The organism is Phycisphaerae bacterium, from assembly GCA_019636475.1.
GTDB lineage: Bacteria > Planctomycetota > Phycisphaerae > UBA1845 > UTPLA1 > JADJRI01.
Map to the genome: position 1 here is coordinate 467,735 of JAHBXN010000003.1, position 20,922 is coordinate 488,656.

The window sequence follows — 20,922 nt, forward strand, 5'->3', positions numbered from 1 at the left end:
CGCACAGGCGAATGGCACTCGATGGTCAAGCGGGCTCCGGCGCTTTATTCTCATGCCGTTCCCGGCGGCCGATGTTGATCCGGCGTGCGGCTGGCATGGCGATTCTGAAAGGCACCGGAAGAATCACAAAAAAACCGAGGACCGCAAAAATGGCGACTGAAACACGCATCGAAAAAGACTCCATGGGGCCGATGACCGTTCCTTCTTCCGCACTCTGGGGTGCTTCCACCCAGCGCGGCGTTGAGAATTTCCCGATTTCGGGCTATCGCTTCGGTCGCCGCTACATTCGAGCGCTCGGCATCATCAAACAGGCCGCCGCTGAAGCGAACGGCAGGCTCGGGATCGTTCCGAAGGAGAAGGTCGATCTGATCGTCAAGGCCGCCCAGGAGGTGGTTGACGGCAAGCTGGACGAGCAGTTCGTACTGGATATTTTTCAGACGGGCTCGGGAACGTCGACGAACATGAACGCGAATGAGGTGATTGCCAACCGCGCGATCCAAATGAGCGGCGGAGTCGTCGGTTCCAAAGACCCGATTCACCCGAACGACCACGTCAATCAGTGCCAAAGCTCAAATGACGTGATTCCGACGGCAATGCATGTCGCCGCGTGTGATGCCCTCAAATCCGAACTGATCCCGGCATTGACCGCGCTGGCAGCCCAGCTCGAAAGCAAGACCAAGGCGTTCGACCACATTGTCAAAATCGGACGGACGCATCTTCAGGATGCCACGCCAATTCGACTGGGGCAGGAATTCTCCGGCTACGCGGCTCAGGCAAGACTCAGCGTCGAACGGGCCCGACGCGCAATTCATGCACTGCGAGAGTTGCCGATCGGCGGTACGGCGGTCGGCACGGGCATCAACACGCATAAGGACTTCGCCCCGACAATCGTAAAGCTGATCTCCAGCAAAACAGGCATGGAGTTTGTGGAAGCGGCCAATCACTTCGAAGCGCAGCACGCGAAGGACGGATTCATCGAAGCCTCCGGGCTTGTTCGGACGATCGCCGTCAGCCTCGCAAAAATCGCCAATGACATCCGCTGGCTGGCCTCGGGCCCGCGATGCGGCATTGGCGAAATTCGAATTCCGGAGACGCAGCCAGGCAGTTCGATCATGCCCGGAAAGGTGAATCCCGTGATGTGCGAAATGGTCCTCCAGGCCGTTGCGCAAGTGATTGGTGCGGACGCGGCGGTCAATTTTGCCGGCGCGACGATGGGTAATTTTGATCTGCACGTCGGAATGCCGGTGATGGCGCATAACTTCCTCGAGACGGTGCGAATCCTGTCCAAGGCCGTCACGGTGTTTACCGATCGTTGCGTCGCTGGCATCGAGGCCGACATTCAACGTGCGGAACAACTGGTCGAGCAAAGCCTCGCGATGTGTACGTCGCTCGCGCCGGTGATCGGCTATGACCGCGCTGCGGGGATCGCGAAGAAGGCGTACGCGACCGGCAAGACGGTCCGCCAGGTCGCGATGGAGGAAAATGTGGTGCCTGAGTCCAAACTCAAGGAACTGCTTGATCCCCGCGCGATGACCGAACCTGGTGCAAGTGGCAAGGGCGACTGACTCCGGCCGGCGCCGGTCTCGCGATCTGACTGGGCCGGACCGGTCGCCGCGCGTGACCAGAACATTTCAGATGCTATGCGGGTTCGGCGGGTTATAGATTCTCGTCGGGCATTGCTCGGCGCGTGAGCTGCAATGCGCGATGCCCTCGGAGCTTTCCGATGCGGCCGGCGTATTTATTCCGACCTTCGACCTGGAGAATAAAATCCCGCGAAGCGAGCTTCTCGAGTTTTAGGATATCGCCGGGCGCAAGCGAAATGAGTTCCTGCACGGTGAGTTCGGTCGCACCGAGGTAGGCTCGGGCTTCGACACGGGCCTTTTTCAGGTTGTGTGCGACATGGTCTTCCTGAGCTTTGCTGCCAACCCTGTGTGAATAGGCCAGCCAGCTTTGAGCGCCGAGCTTCCCGACAACCGGCTCGATCACGTTGAAGGGAATGCAGATACTCATCGTGCCCGCCCTCGCCCCGATTTTTATTTCGAATCCAACCACCACCACCACTTCATTCGGAGCGACAATCTGCACGAGATGCGGATTGCTCTCGGTGCCGGTGACTGCAAACGTCACCTTGATCAGGTCGGTCCACGCCTCCGCCAGATTCGCGAGGGCCCGATTGATGATGCGGCTCATCAGCCGCATCTCGATCGCCGTGAGCGGTCGCTGCGGTATAAAAATCTCGGTGTTCGTGCCGCCGAGTAGGCGGTCGACGATCGGAAAGACGATCAGTGGGCTCAGTTCCAGGCAGAGCTGGCCGTCCAGGGGGTCGGCGGAAAGCAAAGTGAAACAGGTCGGACTGGGGAGTGAGTGAATAAATTCGCTGTAGGTGAGCTGCTCGGTCGTCGAGACGCGGGTTTCGACGATGGTCCTTAGAAAACCGGACAGCGACGCGCCGAAATTGCGTGCGAACGCCTCATGTATTGATTGAAGCGATCGCATCTGATCCTTGCTGACGCGCTCCGGACGCTTGAAATCGTAGAGCGCGACGTCCCGCGTCGTACTGGCAGCCGGCTGACGGGCGCTGACGACGCCCGTTTCGGCATCCACATCGCCTTCACCAACGGCATTGAGTAACGCATCGACTTCACTTTGATCGAGAATGTCGGCCATGCGATCCTTCGCGGCGCCTCAAAACCGCGCACAAATTGCGCGTCCTTAGCGCCAAGCGTGCCTGTTTATCGGACAAGCCGTAAGTCGCCCTTGAATCGCCGCTTAGGATGGCTCTGATTCGTCTCCGTCCCAATCGGAATTGGCCCTTCAACTTTGGGTGTCCGGCCGAAAATAATCAATTGACTCGCTCCAATATCTGATTGGGAATTTGAACGGTCGGTTTAATTTATGTCGCTGCCGGCGGGAGAAAAATCGACGACAGCAAATCGGGAGGCCGAATCATGTACCAGGATGGATCAACCATGGTGGTTAACAAGCGATTGTCGTTTCTCTCCGTGACGGTACTGAGCCTGTCGGCAATCCTGATCACGCTCATCGTCTCGGCGACCGGCCTTGCGGTGTATGGGCTGCGCGTTGTGGATAAGCGTGTGGATTCCGTCGCCGACGTGCTGGTGGAGGCGGTTCGGCAGCTTCCGGAATTCCAGAAGTCGCTTCCCCCCGCGCTGGCCGACACGCTCAACGATTCTCGACAACCGGCGTACGCAAGCAAGCTTGAGGTTTCCGTAAAGCTGCTCAATTCCGACTCACGCAGCGGCAATCAGAACGCGGTAGCCGAAGTGAAAAATCTCGGCGAATCGGTCGTCTCGCTTCTGAGCCTCCGATTGGTCGGATTGAATGAAGGCGACGAACCCATCCTCGAGCGAAATACCTGGGCCGCCACGCCGCTACAGTTGGAAGGAGAATGGCGCGGCCCCATCATGCCACACGAGACGCGACAGATTCCGATCCGCCTTTATTCGCAGCGAAACCTGTCGAAAATCACCCATGAGATCACCGATATCCGCGTTTGGCGCGGTCCACAGCCGGATTCATCCCTGAGCCGGACTGCTCCAAGTTCCGTCTCCGACGCGTCTTGACGCGATCGGCGATCGGTGGATACTGTCCAAATTGCTCCCTGATGGCGGGAATCGGAGTCGTGAACCGAGTCAACGATTCCCGTTCAGTTAGTTCAGTGAAGCAACTCGGACGGAACATGCCCTTGGAGCAAGCCCCTTCCTTCTCTCGAAGAGCCGTCACCAAAATGGAGGTCGTTGCGCTCGTCTGGGTGCTCGGTCTGGCCGCCTATTGTCTGGTCCCGGCGGTGGTTCGCAGCCGGATTGAGGCAAATCGCGCAGCCTGCCTTTCGAATCTAACTTCGATCGGGAAGGCGCTGTCATCCTACATGGAAAACAACGACGGACGCTGGCCGTTTGTCGCCAAGCTTCGGTCGGTGCGAGTCGGCGATCAGAGCCGCTGGAGCACGCTTCCCGCGGTTTTGTCGAAGGAACTGTCCGCTGATTCGCCGGTTTACCACTGCCCCGCAGACGCACGACGGAACTCGTCCGGCGGGAGTACACCGGGATTAAAGGGCAACTACTACTCAACGGAAGGCCTGAGCTATGAATGGTGGTGGGGAGAAGCTCGCGGAGGCCGCCGGATCGGCGAGGAGTCGATCTCGAAAGCCAGCGGCTTCGGATTCGGCCGTGCGGATCAACGCGTCTTATCGGATTTCGAGCCGTTCCACGACGGAGACGGCGGCGGCGCGATCAATTCACTTTATGCCGATTTCGTCGCACGGTCGTCGCGCGGCGGTTGACAGGCCCAAAGCCCGGCAAGACGTTCAGAGAGGGTGGAGGAGCCGGACGGGCGAGCGAGTCGCCGCCGGCTGTTCGAACCTGTTGGGAGTCTTTAGCAGATGATGACAGAAGATGTGAAAGCGAATATCAAGCGTCACCGCCCTGCCGCGCTATTGGGTGGGCTGGCGGGACTTCTTCTCGTGGGCGGTTGGTTTGGATATGAAATTGTGATGACGCCCGCGCAACCAACAGTGGCGTCCGCTTCGACCTCGGAAATCATTTCATTCATCATCAATCCGCGGGGACTGGGAAAGCTGGTGGATATCGAGCAAGCTCAATTTCTCGATCGATGGAAGGAACGAATCACCAAATCCGACGGCAAGGACGAGGTTCGTGATGCGCTTCGTTCTCTTACCGACGATGAACGCAAATCATTCACCGAGGTGATTTTCAAGCACTTAAAGCGTGTTTTCATGGATGAAGCGACCCAGTTTGCTTCACTTAAAACGCCCGCTGAAAAGAGTGAGTTTTGTCGCAAGCGTGTCGAGGAGTTCTCGTCGCAGCAGGCCTTCATGAAGGACCTCGCGGTGGTTTTCAAGGACGACTTTCCCGGGCCGGACAAGTTCCAGGAATGGGTCCTGCGCCATACCTCTCCAAGCGAAAGGCAGATCGGCGAGCCGTATGTTGAAGCCCTCAAGCGCGTCGCCTCGCAAATCAAGAAAGAAGCGCGCGCGACGACCACCGCAGCCAATGGTTGAGTGCAGCCCGCTTGAGACGGATCGAATGGGCTTCGCAGTCAGATCAGCAGATCAACAAACGCCTGAATATCAGCGCCGTCAATCGAGCCATCGGCGTTGACGTCGGCATTTTCGAGATTGCAATCCGAGTCGCCGCCAGACAAACCGTGCGGTGTCAGCAGCGCTTCGACAAATGCAGTCATATCGAGCAGATCGACCACGCAGTCGCACGCCACATCGCCTTTAATCGGGATGACAAATGTCGAGAGCCGGAAATCCACCTCGTAGAGCCCGGCGGCAGTGAATCCCCAATTCATGTGGGCGTGTGATCCGGCTGCCAGATGAATGGCGTCCTCCTCCGTGATGCCGCCATCGAAAGTCGAAACGAAGGCGCTGACCTGACCCGGGCCGGACGTCTGCCATACTGAGAACTGACCGCCGACAGGGCCTCGCACGGCCACGATTTCCATACGAATCCACTTGCCGGGAACATTCGCGCCGCCGCGCGGATCCTGCGGATTCCAGAGACAGATTCGGTCGCGATCGTCAAAAGACATTGACTCGGACGACATCCCCAGAAAAATGACACCGGCGGTCTGGCTCTGCGGCAGTATCCAGAACGTCTGATTCGGAACCGCGCCGATGAATTCAAATCCGGCGGGAATCGAGGGCAGCGAATAGCGCGCCGGGGGGCCGCCGTAAATTAGCGCATCCTCCAACGAGATTTGTCCAGAACTCGGCGAGACTTCGACACTCCAACTGCAAGCTTGATACGGCACATTCAGATCGGTGTGGCCGGTCGAGACGGCGACAGGATGATCGGGATTCGGCAGCGGCGTTTCAATTCCGAAGTAGACGGTTCTGACCGCACTCACGATGTAATCACAGTCCGGCTCGCCTGCGATCGCGATGCGGCCCGATGCCGCCGAGACGATGGTGAACGCCGCAAGAATTGCGGCACTGCGAAGCCTGTTTGGGCTGTCCATATTGAGATCCTTTTTTTCGCTTCGTCCCGCGCGGGGTGCGTTCTTCGCGACGCACGCTCGGGCCAAATACAGTCCTTCAATGGTGTGTTTTGTTCACGGCACTGCAATTCGCGAATCGCAACTCACTTCTGAATGGGAAGCGGCATTTGAAGCGATCGATCCCGCAGCGCACCCTCGCGCGCCAAGAGACCGCTCCTTTCCTATCACGTCTCGGCGCGCAAAGGCCGGAATGAATTCTGCGCCCGCCGATTCAGCTCACCTCACGCGGCGACGAAACACCGCCGTGATTGAAAGCATGAGGAGCACAGCGGTCGAAGGCTCCGGTATCACGTTGAAGTAGTAAGTTGCCGCTCCCATCACCAAGCCGTCCGACACATGCAAGCCAGAGGCCTCCCACGTGATGGCCCAGAGGCCCGGCTCGCTGAAGCCGAAATTCACGTGAATGTGTCCGGCCGCATGCAGTGTCAGCACATCTCCAAGGTCAATCCCGTCCGCGCTCGACATAAAGAAATTCGGTTGTCCGAAAAGATCGGTCTGGAAAACTGAAAATGTACCGAGACCGCTCGGTGACGTGACGCCGGTCAACCTCAGGTTGATCGAATCGCCGACGAACTCACCCGGCGCGATCTCCTCCGTGCCGATTCCCACGAAGGGAACGCCGACGACTTCGGTCTGTGGCAGCAACCAGAACGAGCTTCCCGCACCCACGCCGATCGGATTCCAACCCGAATCAACCGGCCGCGCGGTTAGCATCTGCTCTGGGACACGGATTCGGACACCGCCACTGTCGAATTCATCATCGATGTAGGTAACTCCGCCGATGACGGCGCCCTCGGAATGGATGTGCAGGTCCCATTCGCCGTCATGGTAGGCAATTCCGATGTCGCCGTGGCCGGAAGTCCACTCAGGCAGTCCGGCCTGAGCGACATGGGACCAGCTCGACAACGTTATGAGCACGGCCGGAACGGCCGACATGTGTTTTCGTTTCATGATTGAGCACCCTTATCAATTGTGACTCTCAATGTCAGCCGTCTTGCCGGCGGCGCCGGAGCGGAACGACGCGGGGAGATTTGCAACCTCAGCGCAGCATTACGGCGGAAAGGCCGCGACGCATCAGCATCCCCTGACGGCCCGTACCTATTACGACCCGATGCCATTATGGCGACAGTTCATCCGCCGAGCGGCCTCGCGAAGTCGATTCTCGCATCGGCCTTCTGCTTGAGCACGGTCGCGGCGATTGCCTCGACATGCGTATCGGCAAAGAGATAATTCGAAGACCCGCGTGTTCCATCCGGCGACGCAGCGCCAGATCGATAGCGATCCGGCTGGATGTCCTCCCGAATGTGACTCCAGGGATCTTCGGCGGCCTCGGCAAACCAACCACGCGAATGAGTGTGATCGGACGAGATGCTGACAGACAGGCTGTCCGCGGCGACGAACGTTGTGATCGTCGAGCTGGGACTTCGCAGTCTGTGGAGATTCGTGAAGCTCTCGAGCGCGTTACCGAATGGATCAACATGTTGCACCGCGATGTACTCGTTGAGGATGAAGCTTGAACTGTCATTCGCGAGCCGCTCTGATCGGTGCGGATCCATCGGGCACAAGCGAATCTCATCAACGTTTCCCACATAGGGCCTGAGTGTGTAAATCCACGACCGATTGAACGGGAGGCCGTGGGTCGTTTCGGGGAAGTACCCTTCGTTATCATCCGCATACATGTTGAGCGCCAAACCGATCTGCTCCATGTTTCGGGCGGCGGCCGTGCGATATCCTGCCACTCTTGCGGCACTGAGCGACGGCAAAAGGATCGCCAGCAAAATCGAGATGATGGCGATGACGACAAGCAATTCAATCAGAGTGAAACCTGTACGCTTCATTCGAGCGAACTTTCAATTTAGAGGGGTGATAGGTTATCCGGATCACTCGACGCGCGCCCGCCGTCATGGGCAGGCACGCAGCCACGATTCAGTGATCCACGGTCAGCCGGTCCGCAAAGCGAAATTGTGACCCGATGAATGCTCGGGGACAGCGGCGGACTAAGGCCGGCAGGCGGCGAAGCGCATGAATGCACCTAGCCGGAAGCGCCGATTTATGGTGAGAATCCGTCTTACAATGTGGGAGGTGCCCGTGGACCGCTTGGCGATCCGCGGCCGCAACGCCGCGGCTTAATAACCGCCTGGGCCGGCCGAATGTCGCGATGTGCATCACGAGAAAGGAATACAACAAGCGAGGAGACAATCACCGCCGCGGTGGTGACCTTGATGAAATGACAGGTCTGACAATCGTCTGAACCGGCGGCGTGATGCGCGTCGTGGGCATCGTGCAATGCCGAAGTCGCACCGGACGTAACGGCCAGAAGCACACCGGAAATGATAAATGTCAGCAGACGACGTGGCATGGTTTTACGCCGAATCCGCGAGACCTCGATGAATTTATCGGGATCAGGCGAGACGCATTCTATCCTGTCAAATTGTCGGAGTCAACCGACGCGTTCAGTGAATCCGGAAAATTCGCCGGATTGGCTGGTGCGATCACGCGACTGGCTGCTAGAGTTCGAAGCCATGTTCGAGACAAATCCCGCCCTGCCATTCGTCCTGGACGCCGTCGGTGTGTTTCCACCCAGCCATGTACATGTGACAACCGTCGACGAGCCTCGGCCAACGACTCCAGAGCTCGAGCGGCTCATTGCCGTTGAATGGGAAAGACGGATTCGCGAAGCGAAGGCGAACAACCGGCTTTTATTCAACGGTCCGATGCTTCGCTATGTGTCCCATGCGATGCGCCGTGAGGAAAGCGGCGAAGCGCATTTCGACCTGACCGTTGGTCCGACCTGTTATCGCGACTTTGTCGGTACCAACCTGTTCAACCATCACCGACTTCGCGAGTTCGGTTGGAGCCGCTTCTCCAATCCAATCGGAACGACGGCCACGATCATGACCGGCGACGATCTGATCTGCTATGGCGTGCGTTCGTCGCGCGTTTCGTATCACGCGTCGCATGTGCATACTTTTGGTGGGAGCTTTGAGCAACGCGACCGCCGACCTGACGGCACGGTCGATCCGTTTGGAAGCCTGACCCGCGAAATCACCGAGGAACTGGGTTTGGCCTCGGACGAACTGCACGACCTGGTCTGCGTCGGCCTATTACGAGACCGTGAGATTCATCAGCCAGAAATGCTCTTTGAAACCCGAGTGGCCTTGTCAGCCGAAGAACTGCGGACGCGCTGGGAATCGGCCGAGTCACGCGACGAACATGACGGTCTGGTAACTCTTCGGAACGCGCCGGAGGAGATTGTCCCGTTTATCCAGACCTGCGGACAGATTGCGCCGGTGGCGATCGGCGCATTGATGCTTCACGGCCGACTGTCATGGGGCCATGCGTGGTTCGACGAAGCGTCTCGTCGACTATGCGGACGATGAGCCGAGGCCAAGTGAATCGGGACTCGCTCGACGATGGAAGTCAGACTGTCCGCGCGCATATCATCGATGCTGAACCTGCATCAATCATGACTTTGTGACGGCACGGTACGAGTTTCCTGCAACCGACCATCCGAGCATCGTCAATTGCAAAACAAACCGCCCTCCCGGCGCCCGCCGGCGCTTATGAACGCGCGTTCATTCAGCGGAAGACGGCCCGGATATCAATGCAATCATTGAACTGGTACATTCGACGCCTTCAATCGATGACTCTCGCGGAGATGGTCTGGCGCGCGAGGGGACTGGCGCGCGGAGCAGCCGATCGCGCGATGTATCGACGCCGAATGCAACCGCTATCGATCGATCATTTCTGCGACCCGGTGCCCGGAAACAGTCTGCCTTACGGCGACTCGCGCGCCGTGGTTCCGACCGATCGAACGCCGCGCGAGGCCGCCGATCAGTCGCCGGGAACACCTGATTCACCTCATGCGCTGCGTGCCGATCCTGCTGGGTTGATTGAACGGGCGGAGGCAATTCTTCGGGGAGAAATCCATCTGCTGGGGATGTCGCCGACGCAGATTGGTGAGCGAATCGACTGGAATCGGGAGTATCGATCGGGCAAGGCGACGCCGACGGTTTTCGCCGCGGCGATCGACTACCGCGATTTTTCCGTGACGGGAGATTGTAAATGGGTCTGGGAACTGAGCCGGCATCATCATCTTGTGGTTCTGGGGCGCGCCTACGCGGCCAGCGGCGACCGTCGCTATGCCCTGGCAGTGGCATCTCAGCTTAAAAGCTGGCTGGACCAGTGCCCTTTCGGTTGTGGAATGAACTGGCGCAGCCCGCTCGAACTGGCGATTCGGCTGATCAACTGGGTGTGGGCAATCGAGCTAATTCGACCGGCAGAGGTAATTGATGCGACGCTGGGGCGGCAAATCAGCGAATCAGTTTATCGTCATCTCTGGGACGTCTCGCGGAAGTACTCGAGATTCTCATCGGCGAATAACCACCTGATCGGTGAAGCGGCAGGCGTATTTATCGGCGCGAGTTATTTCTCATGGCTCCGTGGCGCGGCGACGTGGCGCTCCGAGGCGCGGCAAATTCTGATTGGCGAAATGGCCAGTCAGACGCATGAGGACGGTGGCCATCGAGAACAGGCAACCGGTTATCAACTCTTCGTGATGCAATTCTTCACGCTGGCAGGCGTCGTGGGACGACGTACCGACGGAGCCTTTCCCGCGTCATACTGGAATCGGCTGGAGCGGATGTACGAGTTCATCGGATCATTACTTGAAGGTGGACCGATGCCACTCTGGGGAGATTGCGACGACGGCTATGTGCTCGATCTGGGTGAGGATCGCCATGATCCGAGGGAGTGGCTCGCGGTCGGGGCATCGATTTTCGATCGCGCCGATCTGGCAAGTGCGGCCGATCGCGCGACAGGCACCGTGAAAACTCTCCTTGGAGAATCCGCTGCGACGAGTGTGATTCGGATGGCCGAGTCTCATTCGAAAAGCGCCCAATCAAAGGCATTCACTCGAACCGGCATCTACCTGCTTCAACGCACACGGGATACAGCCGGGCCGGCATTGAGTCTCACATTTGATGCGGGGGAACTGGGCTTCGGGACCATCGCGGCCCACGGCCATGCCGATGCCCTGTCGTTCACGCTTCGCATCAATGGCGCCAATTTCGTGGTGGATCCCGGAACATTCGACTACTTCACGCATCCGGACTGGCGCAACCACTTCCGCGGCACAGCGGCCCATAACACAATTGAGATCGACGGCCAGAATCAGTCCGAACTTCTTGGATCGTTTCTCTGGGGCCGGCGAGCGACGACGAAACTGATCGATTGGTCGTCTGACAATTTGCGGACTGGCGTGGCGGCGGAGCACGACGGATACTGTCGATTGATGCATCCGGCGATCCATCGCCGAAGCGTTCGGCTCGACACTGAGAGTGCGTCGATTGAACTCGTTGACGAGATTATCGGGAACGACAGGCACCGGGTTCGTCAGTATTTTCATTTCGCGCCGGAGTGCCGGGTCTTCACAGTGAATCCGCACCTGATTCGCCTTGTTCGGCCCGAGGGTGAGTTGGATATCGCGCTTGATCCGGCGACGAGCGTTTCCCTGTTTGTGGGCGACCCACGCACAAAGCTTGGATTCGTGAGCCGGCGTTATCACGATCGTGCCGTGTCCACAACGCTGGTCGCCGGCTGCGAGAGCAATCGAGGCGTCCGCATAACAACGCGAATGTGGGCATACTGCCCGAATAGAGGACGATCAAGGATTTCCGACGGAGATCCCGAATACAATCGACATTACGGCTTTGAAGGAATTCAGGAACGATCGGCCTCGACGAAAATCACGCCGTGAGTCATGCGATGATCGCGGCAGATCAGGCCGCGACGCGGGGGATCCTGGGGGAGAAGCATGTCGTTCGGTGTACACGCCATCATCCTGGCGGGCGCCCACCAATGGCGTCCGTCGGTCTTCGAGCGTTGGCTCCCGCGCACGCTGGTTCCGATCGCCAATCGCCCGCTGATTGATTATCCGCTGTCGTGGCTGCGTTCAGCAGAACTCATGCACGTGCGAATCTGCGCGAACAGCGATACGCACTTCCTGAAGCAGCGATTGGGGCACGGCGCTTCGCACGAGATCGGAATCAGCTTCTACGAGGACCACCTGCCACGCGGCCCCGCCGGTTGCGCGGCCGATGCGGCGCGCGATATGGACGCCGACACGTTTGTCCTTGTGGATGGGACGATCATTCCACAATCAATTCATCTGCCGTCCGTTCTGGAGGATCATGCGTCCGCCGGCGCGGCTTTTACGATTGTCGCACATCAGACTCAGCAATCCACGAGGATGAGGCCGGCGCTTGTGCCGACAGGCGTCTATATCTGTTCACGCCGGGCGCTGCGGTTCATTTCAACAACGGGCTATCAGGACATCAAGGAAATGCTGCTTCCGCGCCTGCACGATGCGGGAGAAGCGATCGCGGTCCATACGGTGGACTCGATCGCGCCCCGTGTGAGCGGCGCGGCAACAAGCTTTGGAGCGACGGCGTTCGTGCTCTCCATGATGCTGGAATCACCGAATGAGATTAGCTGCTATGAGCGCCGGTCCGACGCACTCGTTCATGACACGGCGCGGATTGGCGACGGGGTTCACATGCTGGGCCCTGTCCTCATCGGAGCCGACACGGTGGTTGAGGATGGCGCGATGATCGTCGGCCCCACATCGATCGGCGAAGGATGTCGCATCAAGCGAGAATCCAAAATCTGCCGCAGCATTTTGTGGAACGCAGCGGCAGTCGGTGAATCGGCGTATGTGGATCATTCGATACTGACCTTCGGCTCGATTGTTCCCGCAGAGGCCAACATCACGCGCCAAATACATTATCGATCGAGATCAGCCGGCAATCTAATCCGGCGTGCATTCAGGCCTTCACGCATCGGCTGAGGCGTTGGCCCGGCTTTCGAAAGCGCAGTCCGACGCGTCGGCGTTATTTCAGAATTCGGGTCATGATGAGGGGATCCATTGATGGTGTCGAATTCAACCCAGCCTCAGGAGCAGGACAATGGTCGAAACGCCCACAACCGCATTGAAACCGGTACTTCGCACGGACCCGGATTTCGACGGACCGGCGAACTGAAACCAATCAGTGCAGTGGCGGAAAACGACCTCTTCCAGCAGCCCGTCGCTGACGGCCACTCCGACGACTGGCTCGCGGGACTGCACACGCTCTTGCGCTGGAAGGGCACGATCCTGAGTGTCTTTATCGTGGCGGCAATCGCGTCGCTGGCGATTATCCGGACCTCTATCGAACCGCAGTACGGATCGACTGCCGTGATTCGAATCGCGTCCAACATTCCGCGCGTGCTTTACAAGACCGAAGACAATGGGACGGTTCCACTGTTTCAATCCTACTTGAACACGCAAGTCTCAGTGATGCAAAGCCATGAGGTTCTTTCTCGCGTCATTGAGCGCGATGACGTGAAGGCAACGCACTGGTACCAGTCCGCCGTCGAGGGTGGTGCAAGTCCGACCCGGCTGATCGATCGCCTGAGCCGGCAATTGGCCGTGACGGTGCGCCGAGGTACCGAATTGGTCGATATGACGATCGAGACGGACGACCCGGACGAGTCGGCGGTGCTCGTCAATGCGGCCGCTGAATCATATTGCCGATACTGGGACGCGTTGCAGATCGAAAATGAACATCGCCGCCTTTCTGCACTTCGCAAGCAGCTGGATGATGTGCAGTCAGACATCAACACGCTGTTCGAGAAAAAGCACTCCCTGTCAGCGCGCATGGGCACTGAACTGCACCAGGAAGTCCGCACGCGCCTGTTGACAGAGCTGAATTCCAGGAAGGCGGCGCTTTCGCTGCTTCGACAGGAGCGCCGGGTTCGAGCCATGGACGCGGCCGGCTCGAACGTCAGCGCATCGGAGGCGGTGCCGGCCACGGCGGACTCGGCGCGGTTGGTGATTCAGGATGTGCTTGACGATATTCGACTGGACCGGGTTCCTCCTGAGGTCCAGGCGGATGCATCGTGGCTTCGCCACCAGGAGGAATTTGTCAGTGCCAAGAAGCGCCTCGATTTGATGCGCCGTCAGTTTGGTGAATCTCATCCGGCTTTGCAGTCCGCGATGGCTGATTTGGAACAGGCAAGACGGATGCTGCGGCTTACTGAGCAACGCATGGGATTGACCGCGTTGGATTCGACCGAAACCACGGGTTCGCCTGATCACCGCGAAGAAGTGCTTTCGAATTCCATCGCGGAGCTTGAGGCCCAACTGGCGTCAAGCGAGGCGCTTGCCCAGGAGATTGCGCGCACCGAGGAACAGTACGACGAAAGCAAAGCGATGCGGAAGGAGTTGATGGATCGACTGAATGCGCTGGAGACGGAGAGCAACGCGCCGGCGCGAGTCAGTATCCAATCAGCCGGAGTTGTTCGCGCGCAGCCATCGACGGACCGACGAATGCTGCTGTCCGCTTGCGCGCTTCTGGCGTCGGGACTCCTCGCGTTGGGCGTCGGCTATGTGCGCGGGCGGATTGATCCGAAGATCCATGAATTGAGTGACATCCAGTCCGACGCGACGATGGGAACTCCATTCCTCGGCCAGTTGCCTCATGCCCGCGACGTATTGAATCTGGGAGATGACACACTGCTCGGCCAGGCTGTGAATGAGAACATCCGCATCATTCGAACGATGCTCCTGCATCGACTCGGCGGGCACGGTGGCGCGGTGGCTGTGACCAGCCCCGAGGCGAATTCCGGAAAGACGACGATCGCCGTGATGCTTGCGCGAAGTCTGGCAGTGATCGGCCGACGCGTCCTTCTGGTTGACGTGGACCTGATCCATCCTTCCGTGACCCGGCACTTCGATGCAGCCCGCGGGCCGGGCCTTCGCTGTGTGCTGACCAATCGTGCTCGCGACGATGAGGCGATTATTTCAACGGATATCGCCGGCCTCGATGTGCTGCCCGTCGGAAAGCGCGTCGGCTCGGACGATAACGACGTTCTCGCGCAGGGCGGTTTCTCAGCAAGTTTGCAGCGATGGCGTTCGGCCTATGACATCGTACTGCTAGATAGTCCGCCTGTGCTCTCGATGGCAAACGCGCGCATTGCGGCCGCCAATTCAGATGGCGCGATCATGGTACTTCGTTCCTCCGGCTCCAATCGCGATGATGCGTTGGAAGCTTATGCGGGATTGTCTGCGGCCGGCGCAAGGTTGCTCGGTTCGGTGCTGGTCGGCGTTCACGGCGGGTCAGCGTATTACCCATACAATTACTGCCGTCAATATCTGGAAACCGAGGTGCTCCTGGCATGAGGGCGTTTCCTGGATTGATTCGAGGAGCCAAACGCACGCCACGTCGCCGCGCTGCCCGGTGAAATTCGAATTCGAATCGCAGGCGCGGCAACGATCAGAAATCCAAGGAGTCCGGCATTGCTGACTGTCACGATTATCACCGAGTCTCGACAGCCCGAAGCGGGCCCTGGCCGCGGGTCTGCGCAATCCATTCTGTCCCTTCCGCTCGGCACTGGCACCGTACTGAGCCGCCTTTGCGAACAGGTGACGCGGATAGGCTCACGAGATGTCTGGATCGTGAGTGATTCGTCTTCCGGCCTTTCAGAAATTGATCTTGAATCCGTCGAGTCGAAAACCGGCGTCAGCATTCGTCTGATGGGCCGCTATGAAGTTCCGCGCAGCCTGTTGTCACTCGAACCCTCTGACATGCTCCTCTTCATCGAGCCAAGCCACTGGCCGGCATGCGGCCATAATCTCACAGCGATCAGGAAGGAGGTCACGGGGTTGCCCGGTGCGATCCATTCCGTCGCGGTCGGTGCGGATCGAACCGACGCCTGCGAACGCGTCCTGTTCGACCACGCAGGACGCGTTCATCGAATTCGACGTCTGTACGCGGGCGTCACACAGACTCTCCGCTTGCGCGGCGTGGTCACCCACTCCATTCTTCCAGTGGCCGCGATGGAAGGCATCGAATTCACGTCGGTCAGCGATCTGCCTTCTCGACTGGCGGCAGCCGGAGTCGTCGCGCGCGATTTCGCTGTTGAAACCGATATCTTCGACCTGCGATTGCCGCGTGAGTATCTCGGCGTCTGTGAGGCGGAAACCTCTCGACTGATCGCCGGTCCTGTGCCTGCGGATTACTCACGCCTTCAGCCGGGAGTGATCGTCGGACGAGGCGCCATCGTGGATCCCAGCGCCACCCTTCACGGCCCGGTCATCATCCAAGGCGGATGCATGATCGAAAATAATGTCACAATCATCGGGCCGGCGGTGATCGGCGCGGGTGCACGACTCGCCCCCGGCGTGCATGTCGTCCAGGCAGTCGTTTGCCAGCAGGCTCAACTGGCGACCGGTTCAACCGCCCGACATTGCATCGTCGTCAACGAATTGCGGCATGACGGCCACGATCAAGACTCCCAACACTTCAACGCTTGCGGGTGGACCGCCGACGAAATTGAACGCGCGAACGCGGACGAATGGAGTGGCGATGGCCGGATGTTTGCGGGAAACGCGATGCAGACTCCGGAATCCGATTTCGACGATATGCCGACTGATGCCGTCGCGCCTGAGCTTTCCGAGACGGCCACGATCGGTCCCGTGGCTCATGCGTGTAAGCGCGCCGTGGACATTCTGCTTACGCTTGTCGCACTGCTGCTTGCCCTGCCGGTGATGCTGGTGGCGGCCGTGCTCGTAAAGCTGGATTCACGCGGACCGCTCATGTTCATCCATTATCGCGAAGGCCGATTCGGGCACCCTTTTCCCTGCCTGAAATTTCGAACCATGACAGCAGACGCACATGAACTTCAGCGCAAGCTGGCAAGCCAGAACATGCTTGACGGACCGCATTTCAAGATCACGAACGACCCCCGCGTGACGAGAATCGGCCGGGTCCTCCGGAAGTACAACATCGATGAGCTACCACAGCTATTCAATGTGCTGGCTGGGCATATGAGCCTGGTGGGGCCCCGTCCCTCGCCATTTCGAGAAAACCAGTATTGCGTGCCTTGGCGACGCGCCCGATTGTCGGTGCGGCCGGGCGTCACGGGAATCTGGCAGATCTGTCGCTCTGGACGCCATGAAGGCGACTTCCAGCAGTGGATTTATTACGACATGATCTATGTGCGTCGGATGACGCCGTGGCTCGATCTCAAGATCCTTGCGGCGACGGCCTATGCCCTTCTCACTTCGAACGAAGTGCCCGTCTCCTGGCTGGTTGCATCTCAGCACGCCGCGAGACAGAGGCCGATCGACACTTACCAGAACGATTCAGTTTTCGATCCGGATGAGCGGCCCGCCAGCCTCGAACCCGCCGAGGCGCTCCACTCCGCTGGAGTCTGAAGTCGCCCAATCCCGGGGCACCGGCTTTGCGATCGCCTCACCGACGGCCCGCTTCCCCGGCGAACTTCCGGAAAATGCGGGGTCGAGCGTCGTCCGGTTCGACAATTTCGACAACTCCTGCCGCAATCGCTCAGTCCCTTGCCGATACTACCTTATGTCCCATCCGGCTTTCGTCGGACTGGGGTGCCGACTAGGATATCGAGCGAACAAAATGTGCAGCAGCGCCAGCGACATCGTACCTCAATCAGCCTTGTCCTATGCCCGCGCGGGCCGCACGGAAAGCTATTCACTTCCGCGCGTGGTGTCGATTTCGGTCCTGACCTTTGGCTGCATGGTGCCCGTCACGATGCTCGTGGCAGGATTGAAGGAACTTGTCGGAGACCGCTTCGACGCGCATCCCTTCTGGTCTCACGCATTCATGTCGATCAACATGATCGGTGCGATCCTTGCTGGCCCGATCATCGGACTGCTGGCGGACAGCCGGTATCCAAGACGAGTGATTGCGACGCTAGCCCTCGGAACAGACGCAATCCTTCTCTCGTTGCTGTCATTCGCGCCAAACCTAACGATCTTCATGATCCTTCGCTTCGTCGAAGGGGCTGCTCACATCCTCGCGTTGAGCACGCTCATGGCACTGGCTTCGCGCTGGAGTGGGCCGCAGCGCCGCGGCCAGATGATGGGGATCGTCGGAGCATTCATGATGTTCGGGACCGCGTGCGGAACCCGATTGGGTGGCGTGGTGTGGATGCACCTGCACGAGTATACCTTCCACGTCGCTGCAATGATCTCCGCAACAATGGGATTTCTCGCATTCCTGATTGTCGCGGAGCCGCCGCGCGAACCGACCGATGTGAGGCGAACCGGACTATGCGGACTGATTCGCGAACAGCCCCGCTTGCTCGTCGCCTATCTGTACGCGTTCATCGATCGATTCTGCGTGGGTGTGGTCATCACCACGTTCGGCCTATTCCTGGCGGACGTCCACGGAATGGATCCGTCGGAGCGCAGCCGAACGCTGGTCAGATTTCTTCTGCCGTTTGCGGCGCTCGTCTATCCTGCGGGATGGCTCGTGGATCGCCTCGGCCGGGTGTGGACGATTTCGCTTGGCTCAATCGGATTTGGTATCCTTTTTTCGATGTATGGACTGGCCAGCCCGGCACAGCTTTCCGTGTTGATGATTCTATCGGGTGTATTGAGTGCCGTGATGTTTGCACCGAACCTGACGCTCTGTGCGGATCTCGCTCCGGCGCATCAGCGCGGATCAGCGTTCACCGGATTCAACGTCGCGGGTTCGCTCGGCTTTATCTTCGGCCCGTTGTCAGCCGGCACGATCTACTCGGTTGCCGCAAGTCTGACGACCCCGGCGGCGGCCTATGAAAGCACATTCTTTTTCACCGGCTCACTCGAAGTGCTTTGCGGACTTGTCACGTTGCCGCTGCTGTTGCGTTTGAAGCGTCAGGGAGTCACACGGTAGATCGGAGAGCGAAAACGGCGTCTCGCGTCATCCGCATTTCGCCGACCTGATCGGTCAGCTCCTGCGATCAATACGAGTCTTTGAAGACTCATCGCGCCAAACAGCTTACCCGTGCGGTGATCTCGCGAATGGCTGCAATCATGCCGTGCGGAATTTGTGGTAGCGGCAGCACATGATCGATGCAGCCAGTTTCGAATGCCGCCTTGGGCATGCCGAAAACGACGCTTGTTTCCTTGTCTTGTGCGATCGTGTGCGCGCCGACTCCCTTCAGGAGGCGCACTCCGACTGATCCGTCGCAGCCCATTCCAGTCATGACCACTCCGACAGCGTGATCCGCGACCGTCGCAGCGACCGATTCAAAAAGAACATCGACCGAGGGACGAAAACCGGACACCTTGGGTCCGTCGTCAAGCGTCGCGACGAGCCTGCTCCCCTGTCGCTTGATTCGCAGGTGCCGATCTCCTGGCGCGATCAGTGCGCAGCCGCATCGCAGTTCATCACCTTCAGCCGCCTCTTTCACATTCAGCTTGCTGCCCTCGGACAATCGCTGCGCGAAGGGTCCCGTGAATCCGGCGGGCATATGTTGTGTGATCACCAGGGGCGGAAACTCCTTCGGCAACGCGGGGATCATTTCGTGCAATGTCGCCGGACCGCCCGCACTGATCCCAATTGCAACCACGAGATCGCTCGGATAGCCCGCGACAGCCGGCGCGCCGACGATCGGATCACATTTCCGCCCGAGGCACGTACGATTGCTTGAGGCTGCCGAATTCACGGCGTCGATGACGCGCTGCCGGAATGATTCCAGCGTCGCGGACTTGTCTCCGAGCGGCTTGGCGACACACTCCACCGCACCGATACGTAGCGCATCAATCGTGGCTCTCGCTCCGGCCTGAGTCTTTGTGGAGACCATGACGACCGGCAACGGCGACTCAGCCATGATTCGCCGGAGCAGTTCAATGCCGTCCATTCCCGGCATTTCGACATCAAGAGTCACGACGTGCGGTTTGAGGTTTTTGATCTTCTCGTAGCCGTCGAGGCCGTTCATTGCCGTGCCGACAACTTCGATGTTGTCTGCATCGGTGAGCGCGCTTTTCAGCATGCTTCTCATGAACACGGAATCGTCAATGATAAGCACACGAGTGGACATGTCTGCCTGGCGGCCCGGAGGACGTAAAGGTTCTCTGCTCAGCGAGACGGGATGCTCGATCCTCACTCAACGGATTTCGTGCGTGTCATGTCGGCGAACTGAGTCGTTTCTTACGGGTCAGCCGGCGATCACGCGCGAAATTGCTTCCTGCACGCGATCTTTTTCAAATGGCTTTACAACATAATCGGCAGCGCCGTGCTTCAGCGCCTCCATCAGGGGCTGACGCTGGTCGATCGCCGAGATGATTACAACCTTGGCGGCCGGGTCGCTCGCCCGAATCTCCTTCAGCGCTTCGAGTCCGCCCTTCCTCGGCATGATCAGATCAAGAGTCACAAGATCGGGCTTGCTCGCAGCGTACTTCTCGCAGGCATCCTGACCATCCACTGCTTCGGCGACGATCTCGCAGCCGATCTCCGTGAGAATGCCTTTGATCATGTGCCGCATGAACGCTGCGTCATCCACAACCAGTACTTTCGTTGGCACCGAGTATCCTCCCAACGGCTTGAGATTCAGATGATCTCAGGCTCCGAACCGATGATCTGCACCTCAACCCGGCCGGTTGCCGGATCCAGTAGCATCTTCCGTCCTCTCGTCCCGCCGACCGCTTCCGCCGCCAGCCGAATGGAATGCCGCGAGAGCCGTTCCTTGACCGCGCGGATATTTTTTTCGCCGATGCCGTTGTCGACCTGGCTTCCGAACATAGATGCCCCACCGCTGATCTTCGCAACGAGCCGGCGTTTGTCACATCCGAAGCTGACGGCTTCGTCGAGCAGCCAATCAACGGCCGTATCTGCAAATTTGCCCCGATCGCCATGCCCGAGAAGCGAAGAAGGCAGCAGCACATGTGCCATGCCGCCGACTCTGGCAACGGGATCATAAACCGCAATCCCGACGCAGGAGCCGAGAACCGTTCGGACTGTTTCCGGCGCGGCGACGACCTTCAATCCTGCGATACCGATGGAATGGACCACGCTCTCGACCCTCAACCATCAATCG

The 20,922-nt window shown here is 59.0% G+C and carries 18 protein-coding genes; 10 read left to right on the forward strand and 8 right to left on the reverse strand.

The window, feature by feature from the left end:
• Positions 1-149: 149 nt before the first annotated feature.
• Complete coding sequence (locus KF841_07455; protein ID MBX3395189.1) at positions 150-1,565, forward strand: class II fumarate hydratase; 1,416 nt, start codon at positions 150-152, stop codon at positions 1,563-1,565.
• A 91-nt stretch (positions 1,566-1,656) separates the two neighbouring features.
• On the opposite strand, the gene fliM is transcribed toward KF841_07455, so the two are convergent.
• Positions 1,657-2,667, reverse strand: a complete 1,011-nt coding sequence (fliM, locus tag KF841_07460; GenBank protein ID MBX3395190.1) for a flagellar motor switch protein FliM — start codon at positions 2,665-2,667, stop codon at positions 1,657-1,659.
• Between the two features lie 281 nt (positions 2,668-2,948).
• Here fliM and KF841_07465 point away from each other — a divergent pair, with 281 nt between their 5' ends.
• From KF841_07465 to KF841_07475, 3 genes are all read left to right on the forward strand, one after another.
• Positions 2,949-3,584, forward strand: coding sequence for a hypothetical protein (locus tag KF841_07465; GenBank protein ID MBX3395191.1), 636 nt, complete (start codon positions 2,949-2,951; stop codon positions 3,582-3,584).
• Between the two features lie 122 nt (positions 3,585-3,706).
• Positions 3,707-4,303: a hypothetical protein gene (locus KF841_07470; GenBank protein MBX3395192.1), complete on the forward strand. Its 597-nt coding sequence runs from the start codon at positions 3,707-3,709 to the stop codon at positions 4,301-4,303.
• 99 nt (positions 4,304-4,402) lie between these two features.
• Positions 4,403-5,041, forward strand: a complete 639-nt coding sequence (locus KF841_07475; protein MBX3395193.1) for a hypothetical protein — start codon at positions 4,403-4,405, stop codon at positions 5,039-5,041.
• Between the two features lie 38 nt (positions 5,042-5,079).
• Here the strand turns inward: KF841_07475 and KF841_07480 are convergent, their stop codons facing one another.
• The 4 genes from KF841_07480 to KF841_07495 all read right to left on the reverse strand — a co-directional run bounded on the left by KF841_07480 (position 5,080) and on the right by KF841_07495 (position 8,404).
• Positions 5,080-6,006 (reverse strand): choice-of-anchor M domain-containing protein, encoded by a 927-nt coding sequence (locus KF841_07480; GenBank protein MBX3395194.1) that lies wholly within the window; start codon positions 6,004-6,006, stop codon positions 5,080-5,082.
• A gap of 255 nt (positions 6,007-6,261) precedes the next feature.
• On the reverse strand, positions 6,262-6,996 hold the full coding sequence (locus KF841_07485) for a choice-of-anchor M domain-containing protein (GenBank protein MBX3395195.1): 735 nt from the start codon (positions 6,994-6,996) through the stop codon (positions 6,262-6,264).
• A 179-nt stretch (positions 6,997-7,175) separates the two neighbouring features.
• Positions 7,176-7,883: a type II secretion system protein gene (locus tag KF841_07490; GenBank protein ID MBX3395196.1), complete on the reverse strand. Its 708-nt coding sequence runs from the start codon at positions 7,881-7,883 to the stop codon at positions 7,176-7,178.
• 230 nt (positions 7,884-8,113) lie between these two features.
• Positions 8,114-8,404, reverse strand: coding sequence for a hypothetical protein (locus KF841_07495; GenBank protein ID MBX3395197.1), 291 nt, complete (start codon positions 8,402-8,404; stop codon positions 8,114-8,116).
• Between the two features lie 127 nt (positions 8,405-8,531).
• Between KF841_07495 and KF841_07500 the strand changes: the two genes are divergently transcribed.
• The 6 genes from KF841_07500 to KF841_07525 all read left to right on the forward strand — a co-directional run bounded on the left by KF841_07500 (position 8,532) and on the right by KF841_07525 (position 18,776).
• Positions 8,532-9,425, forward strand: coding sequence for a hypothetical protein (locus KF841_07500; GenBank protein ID MBX3395198.1), 894 nt, complete (start codon positions 8,532-8,534; stop codon positions 9,423-9,425).
• A gap of 224 nt (positions 9,426-9,649) precedes the next feature.
• Complete coding sequence (locus KF841_07505; GenBank protein MBX3395199.1) at positions 9,650-11,803, forward strand: alginate lyase family protein; 2,154 nt, start codon at positions 9,650-9,652, stop codon at positions 11,801-11,803.
• Between the two features lie 57 nt (positions 11,804-11,860).
• Positions 11,861-12,892, forward strand: coding sequence for an NDP-sugar synthase (locus KF841_07510; protein ID MBX3395200.1), 1,032 nt, complete (start codon positions 11,861-11,863; stop codon positions 12,890-12,892).
• Positions 12,893-12,973: 81 nt separating this feature from the next.
• Positions 12,974-15,265, forward strand: a complete 2,292-nt coding sequence (locus KF841_07515) for an AAA family ATPase (protein MBX3395201.1) — start codon at positions 12,974-12,976, stop codon at positions 15,263-15,265.
• Positions 15,266-15,382: 117 nt separating this feature from the next.
• Positions 15,383-17,302, forward strand: coding sequence for a sugar transferase (locus KF841_07520; GenBank protein ID MBX3395202.1), 1,920 nt, complete (start codon positions 15,383-15,385; stop codon positions 17,300-17,302).
• A gap of 211 nt (positions 17,303-17,513) precedes the next feature.
• The gene (locus tag KF841_07525; protein MBX3395203.1) at positions 17,514-18,776 is read left to right on the forward strand and encodes an MFS transporter; all 1,263 of its coding nucleotides are present in this window, start codon (positions 17,514-17,516) and stop codon (positions 18,774-18,776) included.
• 88 nt (positions 18,777-18,864) lie between these two features.
• Here the strand turns inward: KF841_07525 and KF841_07530 are convergent, their stop codons facing one another.
• The 3 genes from KF841_07530 to KF841_07540 form a co-directional block, all read right to left on the reverse strand.
• Complete coding sequence (locus KF841_07530; protein ID MBX3395204.1) at positions 18,865-19,887, reverse strand: chemotaxis response regulator protein-glutamate methylesterase; 1,023 nt, start codon at positions 19,885-19,887, stop codon at positions 18,865-18,867.
• A 156-nt stretch (positions 19,888-20,043) separates the two neighbouring features.
• Positions 20,044-20,409, reverse strand: coding sequence for a response regulator (locus KF841_07535; protein MBX3395205.1), 366 nt, complete (start codon positions 20,407-20,409; stop codon positions 20,044-20,046).
• A 26-nt stretch (positions 20,410-20,435) separates the two neighbouring features.
• Positions 20,436-20,912 carry a chemotaxis protein CheD gene (locus tag KF841_07540; GenBank protein ID MBX3395206.1) on the reverse strand — a complete coding sequence of 159 codons (477 nt, stop codon included), beginning with the start codon at positions 20,910-20,912 and terminating at the stop codon, positions 20,436-20,438.
• Positions 20,913-20,922 lie beyond the last annotated feature (10 nt).